Below are 24,001 nucleotides of genomic sequence, written 5' to 3'. Positions count from 1 at the left end.
ACCGCGAACCGCGAACCGCGAACCGCGAACCGCGAACCGCGAACCCTGTAACCTTGAAACCCCTGACTGGTCTGCCAGCTTTTTTAACACACTATCTGTTTTGAATTATCTACGTGTGCTAACGGACCCAGTTGACGCTATTTGCAAATTAATCGCCTTTTGAGCGAAGTTTCGGACTTCAGTGCAGCTATTGCCCAGAAAAGCGCTCATATTTGGTGCTTTTCGTGCTAATAGCGACTATGGGGTCCGTTGGCATGGCAAATGTCGCATAATCCAGCGTTTAAGTGCAACAGTGTCCGATAGCGCCGAGAATAATCATCTGAGTGGATGGGACCCGGAGAAGCTGGAGGCATACGGACCCAGTTGACGCTATTTGCAAATTTATCGCCTTTTGAGCGAAGTTTCGGACTCCAGTGCAGCTATTGCCCAGAAAAGCGCTCATATTTGGTGCTTTTCGTGCTAATAGCGACTATGGGGTCCGTTGGCATGGCAAATGTCGCATAATCCAGCGTTTAAGTGCAACAGTGTCCGATAGCGCCGAGAATAATCATCTGAGTGGATGGGACCCGGAGAAGCTGGAGGCATACGGACCCAGTTGACGCTATTTGCAAATTAATCGCCTTTTGAGCGAAGTTTCGGACTTCAGTGCAGCTATTGCCCAGAAAAGCGCTCATATTTGGTGCTTTTCGTGCTAATAGCGACTATGGGGTCCGTTGGCATGGCAAATGTCGCATAATCCAGCGTTTAAGTGCAACAGTGTCCGATAGCGCCGAGAATAATCATCTGAGTGGATGGGACCCGGAGAAGCTGGAGGCATACGGACCCAGTTGACGCTATTTGCAGATTTATCGCCTTTTGAGCGAAGTTTCGGACTTCAGTGCAGCTATTGCCTAGAAAAGTGCTTATATTTGGTGTTTTTCGTGCTAATAGCGACTATGGGGTCCGTTGGCATGGCAAATAGCGCATAATCCAGCGTTTAAGTGCAACTGTGTCCGATAGCGCTGAGAATAATCATCCGAGTGGATAGGACCCGGAAGACGCTGGAGGCAAACGGACCCAGCTGACGCTATTTGCAAATTTATCGCCTTTTGAGCGAAGTTTCGGACTTCAGTGCAGCTATTGCCCAGAAAAGCGCTCATATTTGGTGTTTTTCGTGCTAATAGCGACTATGAGGTCCGTTGGCATGGCAAAAGTCGCATAAATCAGCGTTTAAGTGCAACGGTGTCCGATAGTGCCGAGCATAATCTTCTGCGTGGATAGGACCCGGAAGAAGCTGGAGGCATACGGACCCAGTTGACGCTATTTGCAGATTTATCGCCTTTTGTGCGAAGTCGGACTCAGCTGATGCAATTAGCACATTTTTCTCCTTTTGAGCGAAGTTTCGGACTCCAGTGCAGCTATTGCTCAGAAAAGCGCCCATGATTGGTGTTTTACGTGCTAATAGTGACTATGGGGTCCGTTGGCATGGCAAAAGTCGCATAAATCAGCGTTTAAGTGCAACTGTGTCCGATAGTTGCCTCGTATACGCCGCAGATGTGACCTTAAGACGAGAAAGCCCCAGCAGCCAAATGGCTGCTGGGGCTTTCTTTGAGAGTTCAACTAGATACTGGTTAAGAACGTAGGTCCTCAAACACACGGCTCAGAATGGTTGCTGCTTGTGCACGAGTCAGAGTGCCTTGTGGATTGAAGTTGTCCGCACCAACGCCCTTGAGATAACCTTTGCTTACAGCATAGGCTACGGCGTTTCGTGCTTCTGCAGCGATGTTATCGGCATCCTTAAAGCTCAAAGGAGTCTTAGCCACTGTAAGATCAGCGCCTAGGGCCTCAGCAATGATAAGGGCTGCTTCTTCGCGAGTCAGCACATCGCGTGAACCACTTTGTTTGATACGTGCATTCCAAGTGTCACCTTTTCCGAGTAGACGGTCGAAGAGCGTTAGCAGTTCCGCTTGATTTAAGGTGTCAGCAGGCTTGAAGCTGCCATCGGTTCCTTTGCCGGCAATGATGCCATGAGCAGCAAGAACTTCGATATCGCCTTTAGCCCAGTGTGTGCCGATATCCTTGAAGCTTACATTACGGGATGCCACGCTATAAGAGCCGTCACCAGTAACTGTAAACTGTAGAATACCTTCTTTAGAGAAAGATCCAGGTTGCAGATAGGACCATTTATGATCCTTTGTTTCTGCATAGGCGGCAGTTTTTCGAGCATCACGTAGACTGCTGTCTTTTAGATTAAGCTGAAGGGTAACCGGCTTTCCGGTTGTCCAACCATTTTTGATGGTAAGAATGGAAGAACCAATATTGATCGCAGCTGAGCTTCCTGATAACACTGCTGCATCACTAGCATCAGCCAGACTTATCGTAAGCAACAAACCACTGCTGCTAATGAAATCCGGAAGGGTTGCCGCTGGAATAAGAACATTGAACCCATTACCGTTAAGGCTGAGTGCATTCTCCGATTTCTTCAACTGTTCAGCTTGCGCCGGGGTAAGCGTAATAACAACTTGGCTATACTTATTGAAATTCACATCGCTAAGATCAAGTACAGAAGTCTTATCTTTTGCATTCTGAATCGAATTTGTTAATGCAGTATCTAAGATATTAAACACCGCTGAAGCTTTACCACCAGCTGGATCGGCTGTCTCTACTAGCTTCCCGGATTTCGAAGAAGGTCCAGGAGTGGGAGTGCTGGCTGCTGTAGGTACATACGACTCAGAAGATGGAGGCGATGTAGGCGATGGTGTCGGTGTTGGTGTTTCTGTTGGATCTGGCGTTGCTGATGGTGTTGGTGTTGGCGTTGGTGTAGGTTTTTCAGGTGTGTTTACAGTTACACTTACTGTTCTCAAACCAGATGGGATAGTTGATGTTGTGGCATCATTCCAAATCTGGACATCATATAGCTCAAAGGAATAATCTCCTGCTGTTGCTGGTTCGAAGGTTATTTGGGCTAGTGAGCCAGAGCCGTGATAAGCACCTCCTGACAGATTGACACTATATTGTGTCAGTTTGTGGCCGTCTCCAAGGTCATACGTTTGTGAATATTCTGTAAGTGGAACACTAGAGAAATGCTCCTCTTGATACGTAACCAGTTGTACGCTTGGCTGGATTACTGGTGTTTCAAGGGAATCATCGTATATGACACCGAATGAAGCCCCATAGACGCCATAAACCTCGTCTGTCACAGAATAATCTAAATCAACGGTCACAGATTGTCCTACTTCAATGGTGGATGCAGAAAGAGCCGGAGTTACTGTGAAAGTTCCGTCCCCTGTGCTATAAAGCAGCCGCTGAACGTAATCATCGTCGTCTGCACCATTGCCAACTTTATCGACCACATGGACTTTGTACTCATTTAGCCCCTCGTTAACAGGAACATCAATGGTAAAGGCACCGTTATTTGCAATCACACCGCCAAATTTATAAGCATTCCCATCATAATGTTTGCCTTCGGCATATACGGTAAACCAGTTTCCAATAGGGTTTGTATTAGAAATATAATAGGCCATTAGGTCATCATCAATGAAACCACTAATTTGTGCCACGCCAGGATCGGTTGGCGCTTCACGTTCATACTCCTCAATGGTGATGCCAGAAACTTGCGGCTTCTCGGTATCAATTGTGAACTCGGTCTTTTGTTTCTCAAGCAGTTGCCCATTGGGAAGCACAGGAATGATGTAGTAGTGACCATCTGCTAAAGTAGACTTGGCGGAGGTCTCCAGGTCTGTTAATGTTCCATCCCAATTTGGAACTTCGTATACACCACGATAGATCTTCTCATCGATCGCATAAACTTCACCTAAAACTGTTGCAGGAGCATCTTTTGAAGAGGCAACGAAACTTATGCCTTCCAACTCTTCATTGACAGAAAAGGAAAAGGTGGTGTCGTCGGAGCGACCATCACCATTAGGTGAAATTTGTGGACTTTCAAAAGAGAGCTGATTAATAGGTGCTACATTAAATTGGTCACCTACAACAACGTTAAATGGCAGACGAAGGGTTTCTGTATCAGAGGTAAGTAACAGGATGCCTTCATGTGCGCCCTCTTTTGCTGTTTTAGATACATTGAGTGTGAATTGTGCATATTGATCTGCCCCTGAGGTAACGCTGTTTGGTGCAAAATCAATACTAATATCAGTAGGAGCTTCTGTCAGCCATTTGGTGGACAGGGTGTATGTTTCTCCATTCCCTTTAAAGTCCTCTACATAGACAGCTTTCGTTACAGTAACACCCTTTGGCTGTAAGCCGAAGGATAAGGAACCTGTGTAATAAGGAATTTCAACAGTACCCGGAAGACCGCTGTTAAGGATCTCACCGACTTTAGCAATGGATTTAGCGTTTATCGACTTCTCCAGATTAATTAAACCTGCACCTTGTTGGTACAAGGAGTAAGAATTCCCATCACGGTTAAAAATAGGATCAGCATTGTTCATCAGCAGAGCTTTAATTTCATTTGGCTTCAGATCAGAGTTTTTACTCAGTAACAAAGCCACAGCTCCTACAACATGTGGGGTTGCCATGCTAGTGCCATTTTTTAAGCCGAAAGCATGGTCATAGTTCCCATCCCAGCTAGGGATCGTCGAGTTGATATTGACTCCGGGCGCTACAACATCAGGTTTTATTAGATAATCGGGCATCCCTGGACCCATAGAACTGAAGTTTGCTAACTGATTTACTTCAAGCGCTATATAGTAACTGATTATATCTTTAGCCGCAGCCATCTGAGTTTTTATTTTTTTGCCATCGGCTTGACTGATTCCGTAGGTAGGAATGTAATCCCCAGGCGCACCAAGGGTGGGGCTGATTTCACCAGGCTCATTATTGGCAATCAGCAGAAGCTTCGCACCAGCAGCTTTGGCATTAAGAGATTTGTCTGAGAAGCTCAGCGAGCCCCGATCAACAAGCACTACCTTATCTTTGACATCCAGATTTTTGTAATCGGAAGGACTCCCAAGACCAGCGAAAACGATCTTACTGCCAGCAATATTATCGATTAAATCTGGGGAGTAACTGGCTAATGTTCCGGGAATCTTTTTAACATCGCCAATATCAAAGAAAGGGGTATTTATCGGAGTAGTAGAAGCTCCAACACTAAGCGCGAGTTGGGCACCAGCGGGTTCGCCCAGTGTTCCTGCATCAGGACCAGCGTTACCGGCGGCAACAATAACGTTCACGCCCGATTTTACGGTATTGTCTATCGCGATTGAACTCGCGGAATAGCTTTGGTTGACACTAGAGCCTAGAGAAAGGTTAATAACATCTGCTCCGTCATCGACTGCTTTCTCAATACCCGCAATTACATCCGCTGTGGAACCAGATCCATAGGGACCAAGTACGCGATACGCATACAATTCTACCTCAGGTGCCACATCTAAAATTGTCCCGGCAACGTGTGTACCATGCGAGGTTTCGTAAGGAGTACCTGCTCTTGGAGGGAAGTTAGCATCAGGGGCTGTTTCAGCCGGATCATCATCCTGATCATATACATCATAGCCACCCTTATAATTATCTTTTAACAAAGGGTGATTCTTATCAATACCAGTATCGACAACAGCTACCTGTATATCTTTGCCTGTGTACCCTAAATCATGTAGTTTGTCCGCGCCTATTAGCTTGCCGCTGTCTGAATAGGAACGTGTAACAGGTAATGTCGCTACTTCAACACTGTCTGCTAGTGCATGTACTTCTTCATTTGGATAGATAGCCGCAACGCCTGGAAGCTCTAACAGCTTGTTTACTTGATTGGCTGGCAGCGTAATGGAATACCCGTTAAAAATCTCACTGTATTCAAAACCGATATCGGCATCGATTTTCTGTGTTGAGGAAATAAAGCTTTTATGCTCTGAGATAATTTTACTGCGTTGTGAGGAGACTGAGGATCGTAAAGAATAAGTTTTTGCCTCATTTACATACACACTGACTGGTTTATTAGTCAATTCCACAATTACTGAAACTGGTGCTGAACCTTTGAGTATTCCAGCATAGTTATGAGGGGTTACACTTTGAGACTGTACATCCGTAACCAGGGTTGAAGATTCAAGGGATGAGTTCGCAAATGCAGCTGATGGAAAAAGAACAGACACAGCCAGTCCGAAGCTTGCCGCTCCAATACCAAATCTTTGAATAGAGTGTTTAAAGGTACGTTTCAAATAAGTTCATCCTCCCAAATGAATTTTTTGTATTGCAATGTGTCTGTGGTTCTCCTCCTCAATTTAAAATGTAAAAAATTATGAAAATTAAATTTATTCTACAGCTATAACTTCAAATCGAATATACAACTTTAGTACCATATTGCAGCGAAGCGTTGAAGAAAATGTCGAATTCCTAGTAGATAAGTGGAATATAAGAAAATCAGAGCATAAAACAAGTGAAATTAAGACAATATAAATGAATGCAACAGATATCTGAATTTCAAGCGAGAGCGGGGATAAGATGTCGGAAAGATATATTTTGGCGTATTTTAAAAGTCCAGAGGAAGCCGAAGGCGTCGCGCGCAAGCTTCGTGCACTTCGGGCCATTGAAGTTTCCATTGATCGCTTCAGTAGATATGGAGGTACCAGCTTTAGCTCAGGGGTAAATCCGGTGACAGGCAATGTGGCCAGAATGGACTCCATGACTGCTGAGCATGCACACACAGGCATACTTGCAGCTGCGGACACCAGCTCTAGCGGGATGAGTCATGGTGGTAACGGTGGTCCAACGGGGAGAGATATTTTGCTTACAGTTATTGTGCATACGGAGTCCTACGATCAGGCTCTGCGCTTAATTGAAGAAGCAGGCGGGATGGTCTGATCAGGCACTTCATTGAGTAAGAAGAAAGGAGACGAACAATGGATAGAGAGAACTCACAAATCTTCTCCAAGACGGAGAAATTGAAAATGTTATACGAAGCTAAAGCAGAGGATGTAGAATTCTCGGCGGCGGAAGCCGATCTTGATGATATTGAAGCTCAGGATCGCGCACAAGAAGCGGACAAACGTCAGCTGAATGAGATTATGAAGAAAGAATAGCAGCTAAAAAAGCTAAGGCGGATACCTCACTTTGTGGGGTATTTTTGCGTTTGGGCATGTATAATTAGGGCGAAGAGCTTAAGTGTGGGGGGAGAAGATGGATAACGTTATTTTGTGGACTGGGTTAGCCTTATTGATCGCATTATTAACCTATTTGAACCAGAAGCAGTTGTACTCTCCAAAAGTAAAACGCGCCTATCTTGAGTTGCGGGAGCTGACAGAGAAGGTTCGTATGGAGCGCTCTGAGGCGAGCGATTTGTATCGATGGGAAGCAGAATTAACCGAACTAGAGAATCATCCGAATGAACTGAATAAATTGGATGCCGAAATTAGGTTTCATCACGCATTTTTGTTATATCTTGAACGTCACTACCCTTCAGACCCAAGGATTATTGGTTTGAAGCAAGCTGCCGCATATCAGAAGGATATGGTTTTGGGGATTAAAATAAAAGATTATAAATCCAATTGAATCGGAGGAACTTCCATACTTTGCTACATGGGATTGAGAATGATAGGAATTTGAAAATGAAATTGAGAGTTTGAACCCTAGCTGATATTGCAGCTGGGGTTTTTGTTATTAGATCAGTAAAAATGAACTGAGTTAGGCAATTTTTTAGCTTATAAGTAAGGTTACCGCTAAGAAGAATTTGGGGGTCTCATAGTCGACGTAGCTGTAGCTATTTTTCTGTTGGAATCGGGTAACATTTTCGGCATGTTTGAGGTTGGAAAATGATTAATTAGGGAAAACATCCCTAAAAAACGCTCGAAAAGATAGAAAAAGGCCTGATTTCATGAGTTTTTGGGGAGTATTTCCCTAAATGATAGATCAACCTTCGAATCTTGCACATCATTAGGGATGTTTTCCCTAATTATCATCATTTCGAGTATATTAACGTCTGCAGATGTTATAAATATTTTAAGTAAAATAGCTAATATCACACTACAGATTAAGGATGTATAATTGTTCGAATATACTAACTACGACCAATCAACTATTGAATTTTTTCAGGGGGAATTAGAATGGGGCTGGTACACTCTCAAGGAGTTACTGATGAGCTTGTTGTTAGATCTTTAGAAAGAAATTTAGCTATTATCCGGTTTGACCTTGATCGCCGGGTAGCTTATGTGAATGAAGTTTTTGCAAATTCCATGGGATATAAAAAAGATGAAATGTACGGAATGCATCATAAAGAGTTCTGTTTTCCACATTTCGCAGATAGCCCAGGTTACGAACGGTTTTGGCAGGATCTTTTTACAGGGAAGAGTTTTCAGGATAAGATCGAACGAATGGATTCGAAAGGAAATGCGGTTTGGCTTGAAGCTACCTACATGCCAGTATTTGATGAAAGCAATGAACAAGTCATCGGAGTATCTAAAATAGCAACTAATATTACCCAAAGACAAAGTAACATGAGTAATGTTGTGCAACGGATGCAAGAGATGGCAGACAGCTTGAATCAAAGAGCAGATTTAGGTATTGAACGCAGTCAAGAATTATTACGAAGCATCAACAAAATCGCCGAAGTATCGATAGAAAATACACATACTCTAGCTAATCTTGAAAAGCAAGCTGTATCGATTCATAGCATCGTGCAAACGATTCGCGATATTGCATCGCAAACGCAATTATTAGCCCTAAATGCAGCTATTGAAGCAGCGCATGCCGGGGAGTATGGGCGAGGTTTTGACGTAGTGGCAAAAGAAGTAAGGAAATTATCTTCCATGGTACAAGATTCGATCATAAAGGTACGGGATAGTGTGAATGCGATCACGCTGGAAATTGGAAAGATCTCTATAGGTACAAATCAAGTACAAGAAAGTATAGAAGATAGTCAGCAGCAGGTTCTGGTGGCGTTGGAGGATTTTTCGAAGATTGCTTCTTCTGCACAAAATCTCGACACACAAGCGCGCGAGGTTATGGATATTCTCTAGTTGCAGTATGTATGTTGATAGATTGAATATCGGCAAAAAAGGGTCGGTCTCCTACTTGAAAGAGATGGACCCTTTTATTGTTGGTATTATCCGATTTTGTTAACAATCAAGGTAGGAATCATATATCTATGATTTGTGATGACTCCGTCTACAGTAACACTAACCTTAGTAACTCCGGTGTCCCCAATCGCCCCATCAGAGCCAGTCCCACCTTTAGCCCCCCGTCACCCCAGTTGCCCCAGTTGCCCCATCATATCCAAGTAATTCTGCTGTAGCTAATCGATGCTGGGCTACTAATTTCTCTGCACTGTCTTTACCCCAAAATGAGATTTGGATTGGATGGTCTGGCAAACTAGCAGTTGTGAAAAAAAATTCGAAGGTATCAAAATCCGCAAAATAATTTTTAGTTATTACCTGATTTGGCATCACATCTAGCAGATCGCCTACATATTGAATTCTTTCTTCATTCATGTAGTAGCCTTCGATCAGAACTGTGGAAGCAATCTGACCGCTACCATTAGCAATTTTGACCGTGACCTGTTGTGTAAGTCTTGTGTTGTTTTCTGAGTTAACATTGTTTTCTATCGGACCAGTAGTTAAAAGAGTCATTGTCCTTCCTCCATTTGCTTCATTCAGATTATTAAGCCTGTTTGATTTTCTCTATGTCTTTAAGAGTAGCGATAGTTTATGCTCAGAAAAACGAACCTTTTCCAAGGATTGGTTGTCATATAGATATCTCAGTCAAGAAAGGAGGGCGTAAAATTTGGAGAGTAACCGGGAGTTATTTGAAACCTACAATAAAGATGTATACCGGACTTGCTACTATATGGTGCATGACGCGGCGGATGCAGAGGATTTGACTCAGGATGTCTTTATTACCGTATTTCGCAGTAATCGTGAGCACGTGGAGCATATCAAGGCTTGGATTATGAAAATAACGGTCAACCATTGCCTCAATCATTTGAAACGAAAACGGACTTTACAACAGAAGATTACGGACAACCTTCATTTCTTTAATAAAACGGCAGAAACAGCTGTGGAGCAGCAGATTGAGCAGCGTGAGACGGAGGTCGAGTGGGCGCAATATATGAGCCAGGTCCCTATCAAACTTAGGATGGTGCTCACACTTAGGTATATGCATGATTTCAGTCTGGCTGAAATTTCGGATCTGCTGTCCATTCCACTTGGAACGACCAAATCTAGGCTGCATAAAGGGCTAACGGTAATGAGGAGAATCCTGCAGGAGGCTGGGGTTCAACTTGAACTAAAGGAGGGCGAAGCTTTTGAAAAAGTTAGAAAATATGCTGGAGCATCGTTTAAATGAAGATAAAGGCGTGCCTTATCCAGATTTTGAGCGCATGTGGGGACGTTTAGAGCAAGAAAACAGTACAATGACTCCCCTACAACTTCGTATGGCGAATGGTAGCGGGAACAGAGGGAGAAACTGGAGTAAAATAGCTGTGGTGGCTTCATTTTCAGTACTTATTGCAGCGGCACCCGTATATGCAGCAGTGCATTATGATTGGGATAATTTGCTCCATGGGAGAGGAGGCGTTCAAGCAGCGCTGGCCCAAAATCTCGGACAACAACTGAACCAGTCAGTGACGCAGGATGGAGTAACTCTGAAGCTACATACAGCGATTGTGGATGAGAATCGGACGGTTATCTTATTCACTTTGGATGTAGGAAAACGCTTGGAAAATGAAAATTGGAATGTTAATGGAATGACTTTGAAGGGCGCAGATGGGGCGAATGGTCCTAGTGAGTTCAGTTATGTGTTATGGGATGAGAAAAATCAACATTACAACGGATATTTCGAGAGTGATTGGACACCGAAAAAGGATACTGTGAATGTGCAACTAGTTGCAGATAATCTGCAAGCCTTTAGCACACAGGAGTTAGATTTACCGCTGGATATCCAATCGCAGGAGACACAAAATTTTCCTATTGGACAGGAAGGAATGCGCAGCATAGAGGTGAAACCTTTTACCCAAGGACAAGAAAAAATATTATTCTCTTCAGCGATCATTTTTGATCAGCCAGAAACAAAAGAATGGGTCTTTCCAAATATAGTCGCTTACAAAAACGGAACGCTCATAAATTCGCTGGCTGGAGGTGCTTTCGGTACACCGGGAGAAAACGGGGAATATACGTCCCAGCAATATTTTAAGGCGGCTGATATTTCCAGCGGAGAAGTGAATTACAAGCTGCAGTACATGAAACAAGAGAAAAAGGTTGAGGGGCCCCTAGCTTTTGATCTTCAATTAAGCAAAAAGCAGATGGAGAGCGGAACCATAAATACTTCATTGAATCTGCCGCTAGAAGAGGGCGAACCTAATTACACGCTGGAGAAAATGGTAGTGACGCCTACTCAAATTCGAATCGCTATTAGAAGTAAAGAGAAAGGCAACAATTTCCCGTATCAAAAGTCTACTCTTGAAGTAGCAGGCAAGACGCTGGAGGGCAATTTCTGGAGATCTCCAGAAGGTGAGCCGGAATTAACAGTGCTTCGTTTTGAGCGGCCAGTTGACCTTGAAATCACAGAAGAGACGCCAATTACCTTTGTTGCTAAATACAAGGTGACTCAGCACGGCAGCTATAAAATTAACAAGGACGAAAAAACACCACTTCTGTTGACGAATATATCTGATAAGAAACAGACGCTTATCCAGCAGCTTAGCGGATATCCGGTAAAATGGACGTACTATATGCAGGGTGCCGATCTTTATGTAGAGACTGAAAGTGAAGATGCTCGCTTCGGTGGAATTAACCAGACCCATATCGGACTGGGGAAAGAGCGTATTTTAGGTAAACCTCTGACCGTTAATTTCACTGGGGATGGAAACAATAAGGCCATTGATGTTTACAAGGGTTTCAAAGGTACAGAAGCTTCTATTTATATATTCTTCTATACGACTGACGATCCGGATAAAGAAACAAGAGTGCAGCTGCGGCCATAGAAAATTTTTTTAGGGAGGAACCTTGTGTTCTTCCCTTTTTTTCGTTTACAGTGAGTAGATGCTGAGTGGACTCAGCAAGGATTAGCGTAAAGGAGAGAAAAGGATGGAAATCACTCGTTGTGCTTGGGTTAATGAGGATCCTTTATATATCGCATACCATGATGAAGAGTGGGGCAAACCTCTGTATGATGACCGGAAGCTGTTTGAATTACTTATGCTTGAAGGCATGCAGGCAGGGTTAAGCTGGTACACCGTCTTAAAAAAGCGGGCACATTACAGAGAGGTATTTGATGGATTTGATCCGGAAAAAATTGTGCATTATGATGAGCCGAAAATTGCTGAGCTGATGAACGATCCCGGGATTATTAGAAATCGCTTAAAGATTGATTCTATCATTCGTAATGCAAAAGTATATTTGCAAATTAGTGCGGAAACAGGCAGCTTTTCAGATTATCTCTGGAGTTTTGTGGGAGGCGCGCCTACGCTTAACCATTGGAAGACACGTGCGGATGTTCCTGCTTCGACGGCTCAGTCTGACGCAATGAGTAAAGCATTAAAAAAGCGAGGCATGAAGTTTGTCGGCTCTACCATATGTTATGCTTTTATGCAGGCATCGGGGATGGTAGATGATCATTCGCTCGATTGCTTTTGCAGGAGCAGCCCGGGCATGGCAGAGCGTTGATCTGTAGTTTGGCGTTACCCCAAGAAGAAATGTTATACTATGAAGCGAATGCTCACAAAACTAAGCCTATGCTTTCGAAGTAAGTTTTGCACGAAGTCAATCAATGAAGCTAACGCTCACAAAACTAAGTCTATGCTTACGAAGCCAGTTTTGCACGAAGTCAATCAATGAAGCTAACGCTCACAAAACTTTAGGAGGATCACATAAAGATGTTATGGCATGAAGTGACGATACATACAACAGAAGATGCACAAGAAATGATTTCGAATTTTTTATATGAAGCAGGAGCGGGTGGGGTTTCTATTGAAGAATCCGGAACACTCAGTAAAGAGCGGAATACGCGTTACGGTGAATTATACGACCAACCTTTGAATGATATCCCAGAAGGGGAAGCGGTAATCAAAGGTTATTATGCCGATTCCACGGATATGGATGCTGTTATAGAAGAGCTGACTCCACGGGTAGCAGAATTGCGTGAGTACGGCATTGATCCGGGCAAATCGCTGATTTCTTGGAAAACCGTAGATGAAGACGAATGGGCGCATGCTTGGAAGCAATATTTTAAACCGCTCAGGGTATCGGAGCGTCTCACGATTAAACCAACTTGGGAGGAATATACGCCTGAGAGCCCCGATGAAGCAATCATTGAGTTGGACCCTGGTATGGCATTTGGTACAGGGACTCACCCTACAACAGCTTTGTGCCTGCGTGCGCTCGAGAAGAATATTAGCGGCGGCGAAGAAGTAATCGATGTTGGTACGGGTTCAGGAATATTGGCTGTAGGTGCAATGCTGCTCGGTGCGAAATCCGTGCTGGCGTTAGATTTGGACCCTGTAGCTGTTGAAAGTGCGCGGGAGAATGTAGCACTGAATAAACTTGAAAAGTTCATTACGGTAAAAGAAAGCGACCTGCTCTCCTTGCTAGGCGGTGAAGGTGTAGCTGACACGGCTGCTGGAGAAATGTGGCCATCCGCTAGACCGGGTCACACTCTTGAGGGAACACCTGCGGAGCAAGTAACAGAGGATAGCCTCGGCGTTACACTCCCGGTGAAGATTGTAGTTGCGAATATTTTGGCAGAAATCATCGTATTGTTTACGGATGATGTGTATCGTGCACTTCAGCCAGGAGGCTTGTATATTACCTCTGGTATTTATAAGGATAAAGAAGGACTTGTGGCTAACGCACTACAAGAGTCCGGCTTTGAGATTATGGAAGTATCCCGTGAAGAAGATTGGGTGGCATTTACAGCCGGAAAGAGGTAAAAATGGATATATTGCAAAGTATAATACGTGTAGATCTGGATCAGCTTCCTTTTCTGCTCATTACGATTTTAATTGCTTTTACAGTACATGAATTCAGTCATGCTTATTTCGCAAATAAGTTCGGTGACCCTACCGCTAGATTATTAGGACGCATGACGCTTAACCCTGCTGTACACTTCGATTTTTTTGGTATTTTACTGCTGCTGGTTGCTGGTTTCGGGTGGGCACGTCCAGTTCCTGTAAACCGTGATAACTTTAGCCGCCCCCGTCTGATGGGAGTCATTGTGTCTGCTGCGGGCCCAATCAGTAACCTGTTACTAGGGATTATTGGTGCTTTAATATATGGGGTGCTTGCGGCAACCGGTGTATTAGAGTCGATCTCCAATGATCGCGTTTTAGAGGCAGTGTATCTGTTCTTTGGCACCTTTATTCAATGGAACTTCTTTTTATTCTTGTTCAATCTGATTCCATTGCCTCCGCTGGATGGCTACCGGATTGTGGAGGATATTGCTCCTCGCTCCATTCGGGGCAGATTACAGCAATTTGAGCAATGGGCTGTATTTATCTTTTTATTAATTCTGTTTATTCCAGGGTTACGAACCTATACCATCGATCCTCTTGGCCACTGGGCTAGTGAAATGTCGAGAACATTTGTGCAGCTATTCCTAAGAATGTTTGGCAGCTAAGGTAGGGACTGAAGTCTGGTCAACCCTGCTTAAACATTGTATTATGTAATTTGTTGAAAAATAGGATAGTTAAATTTCGCCTGATCCATAGTTATATTTCTCTAAGAAACGGGTGACGTCTTTATTAAGGCGTCTTTACCGTTTCTTCTTACTGAATTCATGAACAGGATGATGAAGAGATGCAGCGATATTTTGTTACACCAGAGCAGTTTGGTGCAGATAACGTTAGAATTGACGGGGAAGATGCAAGGCATATTGCCAAAGTCATGCGCGGTAAGGTTGGGGACAAGCTTATTGTCAGCGATGGCGTCTCCCGTGAAGCGTTAGTGGAGATTGCTCAGATCGAAATAGGGGAAGTGACAGTGAACATCCTGGAAACCCTGGAGATGACGCATGAACCGCGGATAAAAATCACAGTGGCTCAGAGCTTACCCAAGGCCGATAAGATGGAAACTGTCATTCAAAAGTGTACAGAAATTGGAGCCGTTGGTTTTATTCCTTTTCTGTCGGAGCGCACGATTGTACAATACGATGAACGCAAGGAAAGTAAGCGGCTGGACCGCTGGCGTAAAATTTGTAAAGAAGCTGCCGAGCAGGCACACCGGAACATCGTTCCGGCTGTAGGCTCACCGTTATCCTGGAAGCAGCTGCTACAGACTTTTAGTGAATATGATGCTGTTTATTTCTGTTATGAAAAAGAAGAAGGCTTGCAGCTTCGCAGCAGTGTTGCCCCTTGGTTATCCTCGCTTTCACCGCAGGCTGGTGGGAAGGTACTGATTGTGGTAGGTCCTGAAGGGGGCTTTACACCAGAGGAATGCCAAAAGGCAGAAGAAGCTGGTGCGGTTTCCGTAGGACTAGGACGGCGTATTCTGCGCTGTGAGACAGCGGGCATGGTTGCCGCTGCTTGTATTTTATATGAATCGGGAGAAATGGGAGGAGCTTAAGAGATGCCATCCGTAGCATTTTATACTTTAGGTTGTAAAGTGAATTTTTATGACACCGAAGCCATCTGGCAGCTATTCAAAAATGAAGGTTACGAGCAGGTCGATTTCGAGGGACCCGCCGATGTATATCTGATTAATACTTGTACTGTAACTAATACAGGTGACAAAAAAAGCCGTCAAATGATTCGTCGTGCCGTTCGCCGCAATCCGGAAGCTATCGTGGCGGTTACTGGCTGCTATGCGCAGACCTCTCCTGGTGAGATTCTTGATATTCCTGGTGTCGATCTTGTTATTGGTAACCAGGACCGCGATCAGATCATGACGCATGTAAAGAACATTGAAGCCTCACGTCAGCCGGTCAACGCTGTTCGTAATATTATGAAGACACGTGAATTCGAAGAGATGGATGTACCTGGCTTTGCGGATCGGACGCGTGCTTTTATGAAGATTCAGGATGGCTGCAACAACTTCTGCACATTCTGCATCATTCCATGGTCGCGTGGACTTTCCCGCAGCCGTGATCCCAAAAGTATCGTAACCCAGGCACATCAATTAGTAGAAGCAGGGTATAAGGAATTTGTGCTCACGGGTATTCATACCGGTGGTTACGGTGACGATCTTGATAATTACCGTCTAGCCGATTTGCTGTGGGATCTAGATAAGGTGGATGGACTGGAGCGGGTACGTATCAGTTCTATCGAAGCTAGCCAGATCGATGAGAAGCTGCTGGAGGTGCTGAACCGTTCCTCTAAAATGTGCCGTCATCTGCATATCCCGCTGCAAGCCGGACATAATGATGTGCTGAAAGTGATGCGCCGTAAATATACGACAGAAGAATATTACGCCAAAATGCAGCTGATCCGTCAGGCGATGCCAGATGTCGGGATTACTACGGATGTTATCGTTGGGTTCCCGGGGGAGACCGATGAAATGTTCCGTGCCGGCTACGACTTCATGAAGGCTATTAATTACTCCGAGATGCACGTATTCCCTTACTCCAAGCGGACGGGCACTCCGGCAGCGCGGATGGAGAATCAGATCGACGAAGAAATCAAAAATGTACGCGTGCAGGAACTGATTGATCTTTCGGAAGAAATGCAAATAGCTTATGCTCTCAAATTTGTAGGCCAGACATTAAGTGTTATTCCGGAAAGAGCTGCTAAAGGGGCGCCGGGGCGCAATATCCAGCATGGATTTAGCGACAACTATTTGCAGGTGTTCTTCGATGGTGAAGATTCACTCCAAGGAGAACTTTGTCAGGTGAAGATAACGGAAGCTGGCGTGAACGAATGCCGCGGTGAGTTGGTCGGGGTTAGTCAGACTGGGCTTCAGCAGGCTGTCCGTTAAGCAATTGATATCCGTTAAGCAATAGATAGTAGTAAAAAGACAACAGAGCAACCATTTTCCCGTTAGCGGGGAAGGGCTGCTCTGTTTTTAAGTTGTTGCTGTCTACACCACCAATTCATAACAATCTCATGATGCTTTCGGACCCAGCTGGCGTTATTTGCATTTTTTTTGCCTTTTATGCTTAGTTTCGGACTCCAGTGCAGCTATTCCTCAGAAAGTAGTTCATGATAGGTGTTTTTCATGACTATAGCGACTATGGTGTCCATTAGTGTTCCAAAAGTGGGATAATGCTGCGAATAAGGTCAACTGTGTCCGATAGTGACTTCATACGCGTAGAAGTGGATCAAAAAAACATCCGTAGAATCATGATTGAAACAATCCCCGCCAGTACAGTGCCAAGCAAGCTCCGGGTTTTTATCGCAACCAAAAAAGTAGGCAATGCCGCAAAAAGCTCAATGTTATTAGCTAAAGACGAAAATTTCCCATCATTCAAAAATATCTCCTGACCTATTAATGCTGCCATAACAGAGATAGGAACATAGTTTAACCAGCGCATTCCCCATTCTGGCAATTCAAACCGGCTAAGGATCATGAGCGGAACCACCCTGGGAATAAAGGTCACAAAAGCTGCTCCTAGAATGATCAGAAATACATCCCATCTCACTTCCATTTTTCAAACACCATCCCTATCGTTGACGCAATGACTGTTGCGATAATCACTCCAACACTGCTGGAGAATAGGAAGGAGCTTCCTACTGCTATGATCACGGCAAGGATTGCGACAACCAAATCTAGTTTGATTTTATTACGGTCAATCATGGAAATTACAAGAATGCCAATAAACATCGCAGGTAAGGCAAACTGTAAACCGAATTGATCAGGGTCTGAGATCCACTGGGCTAAAAAAGCTCCCGCTACATTCGCAAGAAACCAATTTAAATAAGCGGTGAGATTTAGACCGTGCATCCATTTTTCACTGATTTGCTGCTTATTCAAAGCTTGATTGATGGCAACTCCAAAGGTCTCATCAGTCAATAAAGAACCTACCAGCATATTTCTCAGTGGGGAAAGATGGCGGAAATAAGGTGAAAGAGCTGCACTAAGCAAAATATGGCGAAGATTCACGATAAATATCGTAATAATAATGGCCGCAGGCGAGCTGCTGACAGCTATCATTCCAGCAGCTATAAACTGAGCTGAGCCCGCGTAAAGAATCAAGCTGATTAAGGCAATCTCAGCAATGCTGAGCCCGGCTGTCTTTTGAACAACACCTGCTGCGAGTCCGATGCTTAAGTAGCCTAGTAGTGTGGGAATACAATCTTTTACCCCTTTAAGGAAGCTATCTTCCTGTTTAGGAGACGGGATTGCTTCTAGTTGGACGTTCTCTGCACTCATCGTAGCCCCCTTGTTTCAAGAAAGAATTTAGTAGTTAGCATATTACTTCCTAATATTTTGATCAACCTTTACCGTATTATCTAGTCTGAAAGTCCCGAATTTCGCTTTATAGAGCCAGGGGGTAAACACTTAGGGTACAATTGTCGATATAAGTAAAAGAGTGTGGGGATAAACCACCGAACGACATTATAGCCTAAGGGAGAGAACAAATGACTGTGTACAGGAAAATGACGAAAATGCTCCTCATCATGATATTGTTAGCTACTGCGGTTTTTCCGGTAAGTGTCTTTGCAGCGACCGGCGATATCAACTCGATTGAATTCGAAAGCTCCGCTAAAGTAGAGCTTACGGTTGGACAAACGCCAAAGCAACTTAAGGTATATGCGAATGTGGAAGGGTCCTCATCTAAAAGAGATGTGACAGGTGCAGTTGTATGGAATTCTTCTAACACAAACGCTGTAAAGGTAGTAAATGGCCTATTGACTCCGATTGACAGTGGAAAAGCTATTATTACAGCGACTTATAATCATGCACTTGCTACCATTGAAGTTGAGGTAGCCCATCCAGTTAAAGAACTGAAGCTCGAATATAGTTCTGAAGGGAACTACAAATTGGGTGATGATGAGGATAAACTGCTGGTCAAAGCCAATGCGATTGGTGGAGAAACAGCGACTTCTGCTAAGGATGTAACGGCTGATACTACTTGGAGCAGCTCCAACACAAGCGTGTTGACCATTGCAGAAGGTAAGATCACTTTGGCTGGTGAAGGTACAGCAACGATCACTGCCAAATACAAGACCTTAACAGCAACCTTTAAGGCTGTAGTGAAATTGCCTTATTCTGAAATTGAGCTTAAACATGACGACAAAATCGTTAAAGAACTAGAGATGCTAGTCGGAGATGCACCTTTGAAGTTGGTTGCAGAGACTAAAGAAACTACAAAATCCAGCGCAAATGATATTTCAGAGAAAGCGGAATGGTCCTCTTCTAGTGCTAGTGTAGCTACAGTAGACAAAGGCGAGATCAAAGTGTTGTCTGCTGGTAAAGCTGTAATTACAGTATCCTATCTGGGGATTACACAAACAGTAGACGTATATGTACGTGCTCCTTATGAAGCGCTACTACTTACTCCTACAGGAGATCAATTCCTGTTTATGGGCGAAACCCTGAACGTTAAAGCTGAGGTTCGCGATGCTGCGAATTCTACTCCGAACATTTCAGGCAGCGCAGTATGGACTTCGGATAACCAATTGGCGGCAACCGTTACGCCTGGTAGCGATACTGCGGCAGTGACTGCTAAAGCAGTGGGAACTTCGGTTATTAAAGCAGAGTACAGAGGAATTAATAAAAGCTTTAAGCTGACAGTGTATCCTACGATCACAGAACTGACAGCCGACAAGACGGAATTGGAGCTTTACACAGATGACACCGTAAGCCTTCCAAAAGTAAATGGTACAAAGCTTGACGGAACAAAGCTAGATCTTAGCAGTGATATTGAGTGGACCTCTGCGGATGATGAGATTGCCACCATTAAAGACGGCAAGATTGTTGCTGAATCGGCAGGTATTGTGAAGGTTATCGGTAAAATAAAATCAGAAAACCCAACGACTTCAAAAACTGCTGTAAGAGAAAAAAGTGTTGAAGTAAAGGTTACAGTGAAAGATAAAGTCCTTGTCCTGCTTGGACCAGAAGAAAACCTGGTGATTGTTACTGGTGAAGAGAAGGCTGTTCCTGAAGTAAAAGCTGTGATGGAAAACGGCAGTGAACTTGATGCTACTGCAACTATGGAATGGGAGCTTACCGGTACGAATGCGATTATCAAGACAACAACTTCCGGTAAGGTAATCAAAGGACTGGTGAAGGGTTCTGCTACTTTAAAGGGAACTTACGCTAATAAAACCATCAGTATCCCAGTTACCATTGAACAAAAGGTTACTAAGCTAGTTGTAGAACCTACTGCTATCGAAATGAACATTAAAGGCTCTAAAGCGATAAAGGTAACGGCTTATTATTCTAATGGTAAGACAGGGAATGTCTCCAGCAGTATGAATTGGGAGTCCTCGAACGAAGCGGTTGCTACGGTTAAAGCTACAACCGTTAAAGCAGTAACAGAAGGTACTGCTACGTTGACAGGATCTTACCAAGGGATTGCTGCTAGTGTCAAAATTACTGTAGTTCCTAAATTAACAAAGCTGACCGTTAATGAGAGCAGACTGAAAATGGCTCCGGGAGCCGTTCAGAATGTAGTCGTGACTGCACAGTATGATACTGGTAAGACTGCTGTTGTTACTGGAAGTGCGGTATGGACCAGCTCCAAGCCTTCTGTAGCGAGAGTATCTGCAAGTGGTCAGATTGTAGCTGTGAGTAAAGGAACGACATCCATTAAAGGAAAGCTAGGCGGCAAAACAGTTACAGTATCAGTGACAGTGAAGTAATAGAGAATACGATCTGAATTATCAACTATGAATCTGCAAAGCCAACATTATGTTGCTTTGCAGATTTTTTTATTTGGATTCTATAGTAATTCCGACTATTCCGATGTATAATCACATAAAACATAATAGATACGGTGGGGGAGATGAAAACATGGCAAAACAAAAGGTGTTGTCGATCAAGACGATAGTAGCGATTGGTATTGGTTCTGCTTTATTCGTTATATTGGGGAGATTCGGCTCGATTCCTTCGGGTATTCCAAACACTAACATCGAGACTACATACGCATTACTGGCATTGTTCTCTCTATTGTACGGCCCGTTTGCCGGATTATTTATAGGCCTGATCGGGCATACCCTGAAGGATACGATATCTTATGGATCGCCATGGTTCAGTTGGGTCATATCATCAGGAATTGTAGGGCTGGTTATTGGCTTGTTAGTAGCTAGAATCGCTATTCATGACGGGGAATTCGGACGGAAGGAAATAATACGCTTTAATCTGGCTCAGATTGCAGCGAATGCTGTAGCTTGGTTCCTTGTAGCCCCAGTGTTGGATATTCTGATCTATGCAGAACCCGCTAATAAAGTATTTACGCAAGGACTGACCGCAGGTGCATTAAATATAGCTTCGGTGGCAGTGATCGGATCTTTACTAGCCATTGCGTATGCTAAGACAAGAACGAAACAGGGCAGCTTGACTAGAGAAGCTTGAGTGGAATACATATCCAAGCTAAAAAGCCGGTGGAAATCACCGGCTTTTTTCTCTTCACATTAACCCAGAGGAAGGTCTCAGATGAAAAAAGTAATGATTGAATTTAAGGATTTCAGCTTTCAATATCGGGCGCAGCAGGAACCCACACTACAGGGGATTAACTTAACGATTGTTGAAGGGGAGAAGGTGCTTATCGTGGGACCCTCAGGTTCTGGGAAAAGTACACTGGCTCATTGCATTAATGGTCTCATCCCTTTTGCTTACAGAGGGGAAATATCAGGTTCATTACGGGTTATAGGCCAGGAGCAGAAGGATCTGAGTATCGCAGAGCTGTCCAATCAGGTAGGTACCGTATTGCAGGACCCGGATGGACAATTTGTAGGATTAACGGTTGGTGAGGATATCGCCTTCAGTTTAGAGAACCATGTGGTTCAACAGACAGAAATGAAGAGCAAAGTGGCGGCTGCCGCAAGAGCGGTGGATATCCACGAATTTCTGGCCTCTTCTCCTCAGGAGTTATCGGGTGGACAAAAGCAAAAAACGTCCTTGGCAGGTGTTCTGGTAGGTGATGTGGACATCCTGCTCTTTGATGAACCGCTGGCAAGCTTAGATCCTTATACAGGTACAAAAGCGATTGAGCTTATTGATCGAGTGCATAAAGAGACAGGTAAAACCGTTATTATGATCGAGCATCGTCTTGAAGAGGTGCTGCATCGGGCGGTGGATCGTATTATTGTGATCCATGAAGGACGTATTGCGGCGGATATGCCGGCTGCAGAACTGTTGAGCACAACGTTGCTTTCAGAAGTTGGCATTCGGGAACCTCTCTATTTAACGGCTTTGAAGTATGCCGGATGTTCGATTACAGCAAATATGAATCCGCAGCATGTGAACGATATAGAGTTGGAGGCGTGTTCTAATAAACTTAAGATCTGGTATGAGTGCAATCAGTCACGCCAGGATAAGCTGGAGAACCCACCCATCCTTGAGCTAAGAGATATTTCTTTTGGATACGAAAAAAATCAGCAGGTGCTGGATAAGCTCAATCTCTGTATTCATAAAGGAGAGATGGTCTGTATAGCGGGGCGAAATGGGGCTGGGAAATCTACAGTTTCTAAGCTTATTTGTGGCTTCTATAAGCCTTCTTCCGGATCGATACGGATGCATGGGCGTGATATTGCTCAGGACACGATTAAGGAGCGGGCAGAGCGGATTGGTTTTGTTATGCAAAATCCCAATCATATGATTTCTAAGACACTTTTATATGATGAGGTTGCTCTAGGACTAAGACTCCGAGGTTGCCCTGAGGAGCTCGTTCGTGAACGCGTCCATCAAGTCTTGAAGGTGTGCGGACTTTATGTTTTTCGCAGCTGGCCGATCTCGGCGCTCAGTTACGGCCAGAAGAAACGGGTCACGATTGCCGCCATTCTGGTACTGGAGCCGGAAGTGATCATTTTGGATGAACCGACTGCTGCTCAGGATTACAGGCATTATAACGAAATGATGGAGTTTCTCTTGACGCTGCGGGGGCAGGGGATGACGGTCATTATGATTACGCATGATATGCACTTGATGCTGGAATATGCCGATAGAGCTATAGTGTTAGCTGATGGCGTGAAGCTTGCGGATGATAGCCCTGAGCGAATATTAACGAATACTGATGTGGTGAAAAAAGCGAACTTGAAAGAAACCTCGCTTTTTGCCCTAGCTATAAAAGCTGGATTGAAACAACCGGAGGAGTTCGTTAGAAGGTTTATTGCGTATGATAGGAGGAGCCGAGGCGGATGAAGGCCAAAATGTTAACTTTTACGAAGCAGGATTCACCTATTCACCGTCTTACCGGCGCTACGAAGTTGATTTTATTTGTAGTGTGGTCTGTGACGGGGATGATTACATATGATACAAGATGTCTAATTGTGATGCTGTTATTTAGTTTGCTTGCCTTTAGAATTTCCAAAGTTCAATTTCAGGATTATGCTTTCGTATTATATTTTATCTTGATTTTCTTTTTGCTTAATCATATAGCTATCTTTATCTTTTCTCCTTTGGAGGGCGTACGTGTTTACGGGACACGTCATGATATTATGCATATTGCAGGCCGGTATACGGTAACTTGGGAGCAGCTATTTTATCAATTCAATATTGCCCTGAAATATGCGGTGGTCATTCCTATGGCATTATTATTTCTTCTAACGACCAATCCCAGTGAATTTGCAGCATCCTTAAATAGAGTTGGAGTGAACTATAAAATTGCATATTCTGTATCGCTGGCACTGCGGTACATTCCGGATATTCAACGAGATTATGAGAATATATCGTTTTCTGCTCAAGCAAGGGGAATAGATATTTCTAGAAAAGAAAAGCTGCCTAAGCGGCTAAAAAATATCATTTCGATTCTGATGCCCCTAATTCTGACTAGTATCGAGCGGATTGAAAATATCAGTACCGCTATGGAGCTGCGCGGCTTTGGCACTGAGACCAAACGAACTTGGTATAGCCGTCGCCCGTTCACGAGAGACGATTATTTTGCATTGGCTTTGTTTGCGCTGATTGGAATTTTCTCGACGGTGATCACTTTTTACGACGGTTCGCGGTTTTATAATATTTTCGATTGAAGTATAATAGTACAGTTGTGGAAAGCT

At 44.0% G+C, this 24,001-nt stretch carries 19 protein-coding genes; 15 read left to right on the top strand and 4 right to left on the bottom strand.

What is annotated here, in order from left to right; all coding sequences use genetic code 11:
* Positions 1–1,610: 1,610 nt before the first annotated feature.
* Positions 1,611–6,143 (bottom strand): S8 family serine peptidase, encoded by a 4,533-nt coding sequence (locus tag NST40_RS24185; protein WP_342410071.1) that lies wholly within the window; start codon positions 6,141–6,143, stop codon positions 1,611–1,613.
* Positions 6,144–6,426: 283 nt separating this feature from the next.
* Here NST40_RS24185 and NST40_RS24180 point away from each other — a divergent pair, with 283 nt between their 5' ends.
* From NST40_RS24180 to NST40_RS24165, 4 genes are all read left to right on the top strand, one after another.
* Positions 6,427–6,786, top strand: a complete 360-nt coding sequence (locus tag NST40_RS24180; protein WP_036683926.1) for a hypothetical protein — start codon at positions 6,427–6,429, stop codon at positions 6,784–6,786.
* Between the two features lie 38 nt (positions 6,787–6,824).
* Positions 6,825–7,004: a YfhD family protein gene (locus tag NST40_RS24175; protein WP_036683923.1), complete on the top strand. Its 180-nt coding sequence runs from the start codon at positions 6,825–6,827 to the stop codon at positions 7,002–7,004.
* 97 nt (positions 7,005–7,101) lie between these two features.
* A complete protein-coding gene (locus tag NST40_RS24170; RefSeq protein WP_076220487.1) occupies positions 7,102–7,473 on the top strand; it encodes a hypothetical protein in 372 nt (123 codons plus the stop codon).
* A gap of 551 nt (positions 7,474–8,024) precedes the next feature.
* Positions 8,025–8,936 (top strand): methyl-accepting chemotaxis protein, encoded by a 912-nt coding sequence (locus NST40_RS24165; RefSeq protein ID WP_076220488.1) that lies wholly within the window; start codon positions 8,025–8,027, stop codon positions 8,934–8,936.
* A 213-nt stretch (positions 8,937–9,149) separates the two neighbouring features.
* On the opposite strand, the gene NST40_RS24160 is transcribed toward NST40_RS24165, so the two are convergent.
* A complete protein-coding gene (locus NST40_RS24160) occupies positions 9,150–9,545 on the bottom strand; it encodes a hypothetical protein (protein WP_076276739.1) in 396 nt (131 codons plus the stop codon).
* Between the two features lie 154 nt (positions 9,546–9,699).
* Here NST40_RS24160 and NST40_RS24155 point away from each other — a divergent pair, with 154 nt between their 5' ends.
* From NST40_RS24155 to mtaB, 7 genes are all read left to right on the top strand, one after another.
* Positions 9,700–10,260 carry an RNA polymerase sigma factor gene (locus NST40_RS24155; protein ID WP_076128962.1) on the top strand — a complete coding sequence of 187 codons (561 nt, stop codon included), beginning with the start codon at positions 9,700–9,702 and terminating at the stop codon, positions 10,258–10,260.
* On the top strand, positions 10,220–11,896 hold the full coding sequence (locus tag NST40_RS24150; RefSeq protein ID WP_143761906.1) for a DUF4179 domain-containing protein: 1,677 nt from the start codon (positions 10,220–10,222) through the stop codon (positions 11,894–11,896). The genes NST40_RS24155 and NST40_RS24150 overlap by 41 nt, the downstream gene beginning before the upstream one ends.
* 103 nt (positions 11,897–11,999) lie before the next feature.
* Positions 12,000–12,578 (top strand): DNA-3-methyladenine glycosylase I, encoded by a 579-nt coding sequence (locus NST40_RS24145; RefSeq protein WP_076220294.1) that lies wholly within the window; start codon positions 12,000–12,002, stop codon positions 12,576–12,578.
* Positions 12,579–12,787: 209 nt separating this feature from the next.
* Positions 12,788–13,840, top strand: a complete 1,053-nt coding sequence (prmA, locus tag NST40_RS24140; RefSeq protein ID WP_036683907.1) for a 50S ribosomal protein L11 methyltransferase — start codon at positions 12,788–12,790, stop codon at positions 13,838–13,840.
* A gap of 2 nt (positions 13,841–13,842) precedes the next feature.
* Positions 13,843–14,526 (top strand): site-2 protease family protein, encoded by a 684-nt coding sequence (locus tag NST40_RS24135; RefSeq protein WP_076128966.1) that lies wholly within the window; start codon positions 13,843–13,845, stop codon positions 14,524–14,526.
* 179 nt (positions 14,527–14,705) lie between these two features.
* A complete protein-coding gene (locus tag NST40_RS24130; protein ID WP_076185272.1) occupies positions 14,706–15,470 on the top strand; it encodes an RsmE family RNA methyltransferase in 765 nt (254 codons plus the stop codon).
* Between the two features lie 3 nt (positions 15,471–15,473).
* Positions 15,474–16,817 carry a tRNA (N(6)-L-threonylcarbamoyladenosine(37)-C(2))-methylthiotransferase MtaB gene (mtaB, locus tag NST40_RS24125; RefSeq protein ID WP_342410070.1) on the top strand — a complete coding sequence of 448 codons (1,344 nt, stop codon included), beginning with the start codon at positions 15,474–15,476 and terminating at the stop codon, positions 16,815–16,817.
* Between the two features lie 343 nt (positions 16,818–17,160).
* On the opposite strand, the gene NST40_RS24120 is transcribed toward mtaB, so the two are convergent.
* Both NST40_RS24120 and NST40_RS24115 read right to left on the bottom strand, forming a co-directional pair.
* Positions 17,161–17,487, bottom strand: coding sequence for an AzlD domain-containing protein (locus tag NST40_RS24120; RefSeq protein WP_036683900.1), 327 nt, complete (start codon positions 17,485–17,487; stop codon positions 17,161–17,163).
* Positions 17,478–18,212, bottom strand: coding sequence for an AzlC family ABC transporter permease (locus NST40_RS24115; RefSeq protein WP_036683898.1), 735 nt, complete (start codon positions 18,210–18,212; stop codon positions 17,478–17,480). The genes NST40_RS24120 and NST40_RS24115 overlap by 10 nt, the downstream gene beginning before the upstream one ends.
* Positions 18,213–18,421: 209 nt before the next feature.
* Between NST40_RS24115 and NST40_RS24110 the strand changes: the two genes are divergently transcribed.
* The 4 genes from NST40_RS24110 (at position 18,422) to NST40_RS24095 (ending at position 23,974) form a co-directional block, all read left to right on the top strand.
* Positions 18,422–20,647 carry a hypothetical protein gene (locus tag NST40_RS24110; RefSeq protein ID WP_076276741.1) on the top strand — a complete coding sequence of 742 codons (2,226 nt, stop codon included), beginning with the start codon at positions 18,422–18,424 and terminating at the stop codon, positions 20,645–20,647.
* A gap of 151 nt (positions 20,648–20,798) precedes the next feature.
* Complete coding sequence (locus NST40_RS24105; RefSeq protein ID WP_076128974.1) at positions 20,799–21,359, top strand: ECF-type riboflavin transporter substrate-binding protein; 561 nt, start codon at positions 20,799–20,801, stop codon at positions 21,357–21,359.
* An 81-nt stretch (positions 21,360–21,440) separates the two neighbouring features.
* A complete protein-coding gene (locus NST40_RS24100; RefSeq protein ID WP_341003598.1) occupies positions 21,441–23,147 on the top strand; it encodes an ABC transporter ATP-binding protein in 1,707 nt (568 codons plus the stop codon).
* Positions 23,144–23,974: an energy-coupling factor transporter transmembrane component T gene (locus tag NST40_RS24095; protein ID WP_076128979.1), complete on the top strand. Its 831-nt coding sequence runs from the start codon at positions 23,144–23,146 to the stop codon at positions 23,972–23,974. Before NST40_RS24100 ends, NST40_RS24095 begins: the two co-directional genes overlap by 4 nt.
* The last annotated feature ends 27 nt before the right edge of the window (positions 23,975–24,001 follow it).

Origin of the sequence: Paenibacillus sp. FSL R10-2778, from assembly GCF_038593035.1 — a bacterium.
In the GTDB taxonomy this organism is placed as follows: Bacteria; Bacillota; Bacilli; order Paenibacillales; family Paenibacillaceae; genus Paenibacillus_AQ; species Paenibacillus_AQ odorifer.
This window is presented reverse-complemented; position numbering and strand designations above follow the sequence as displayed.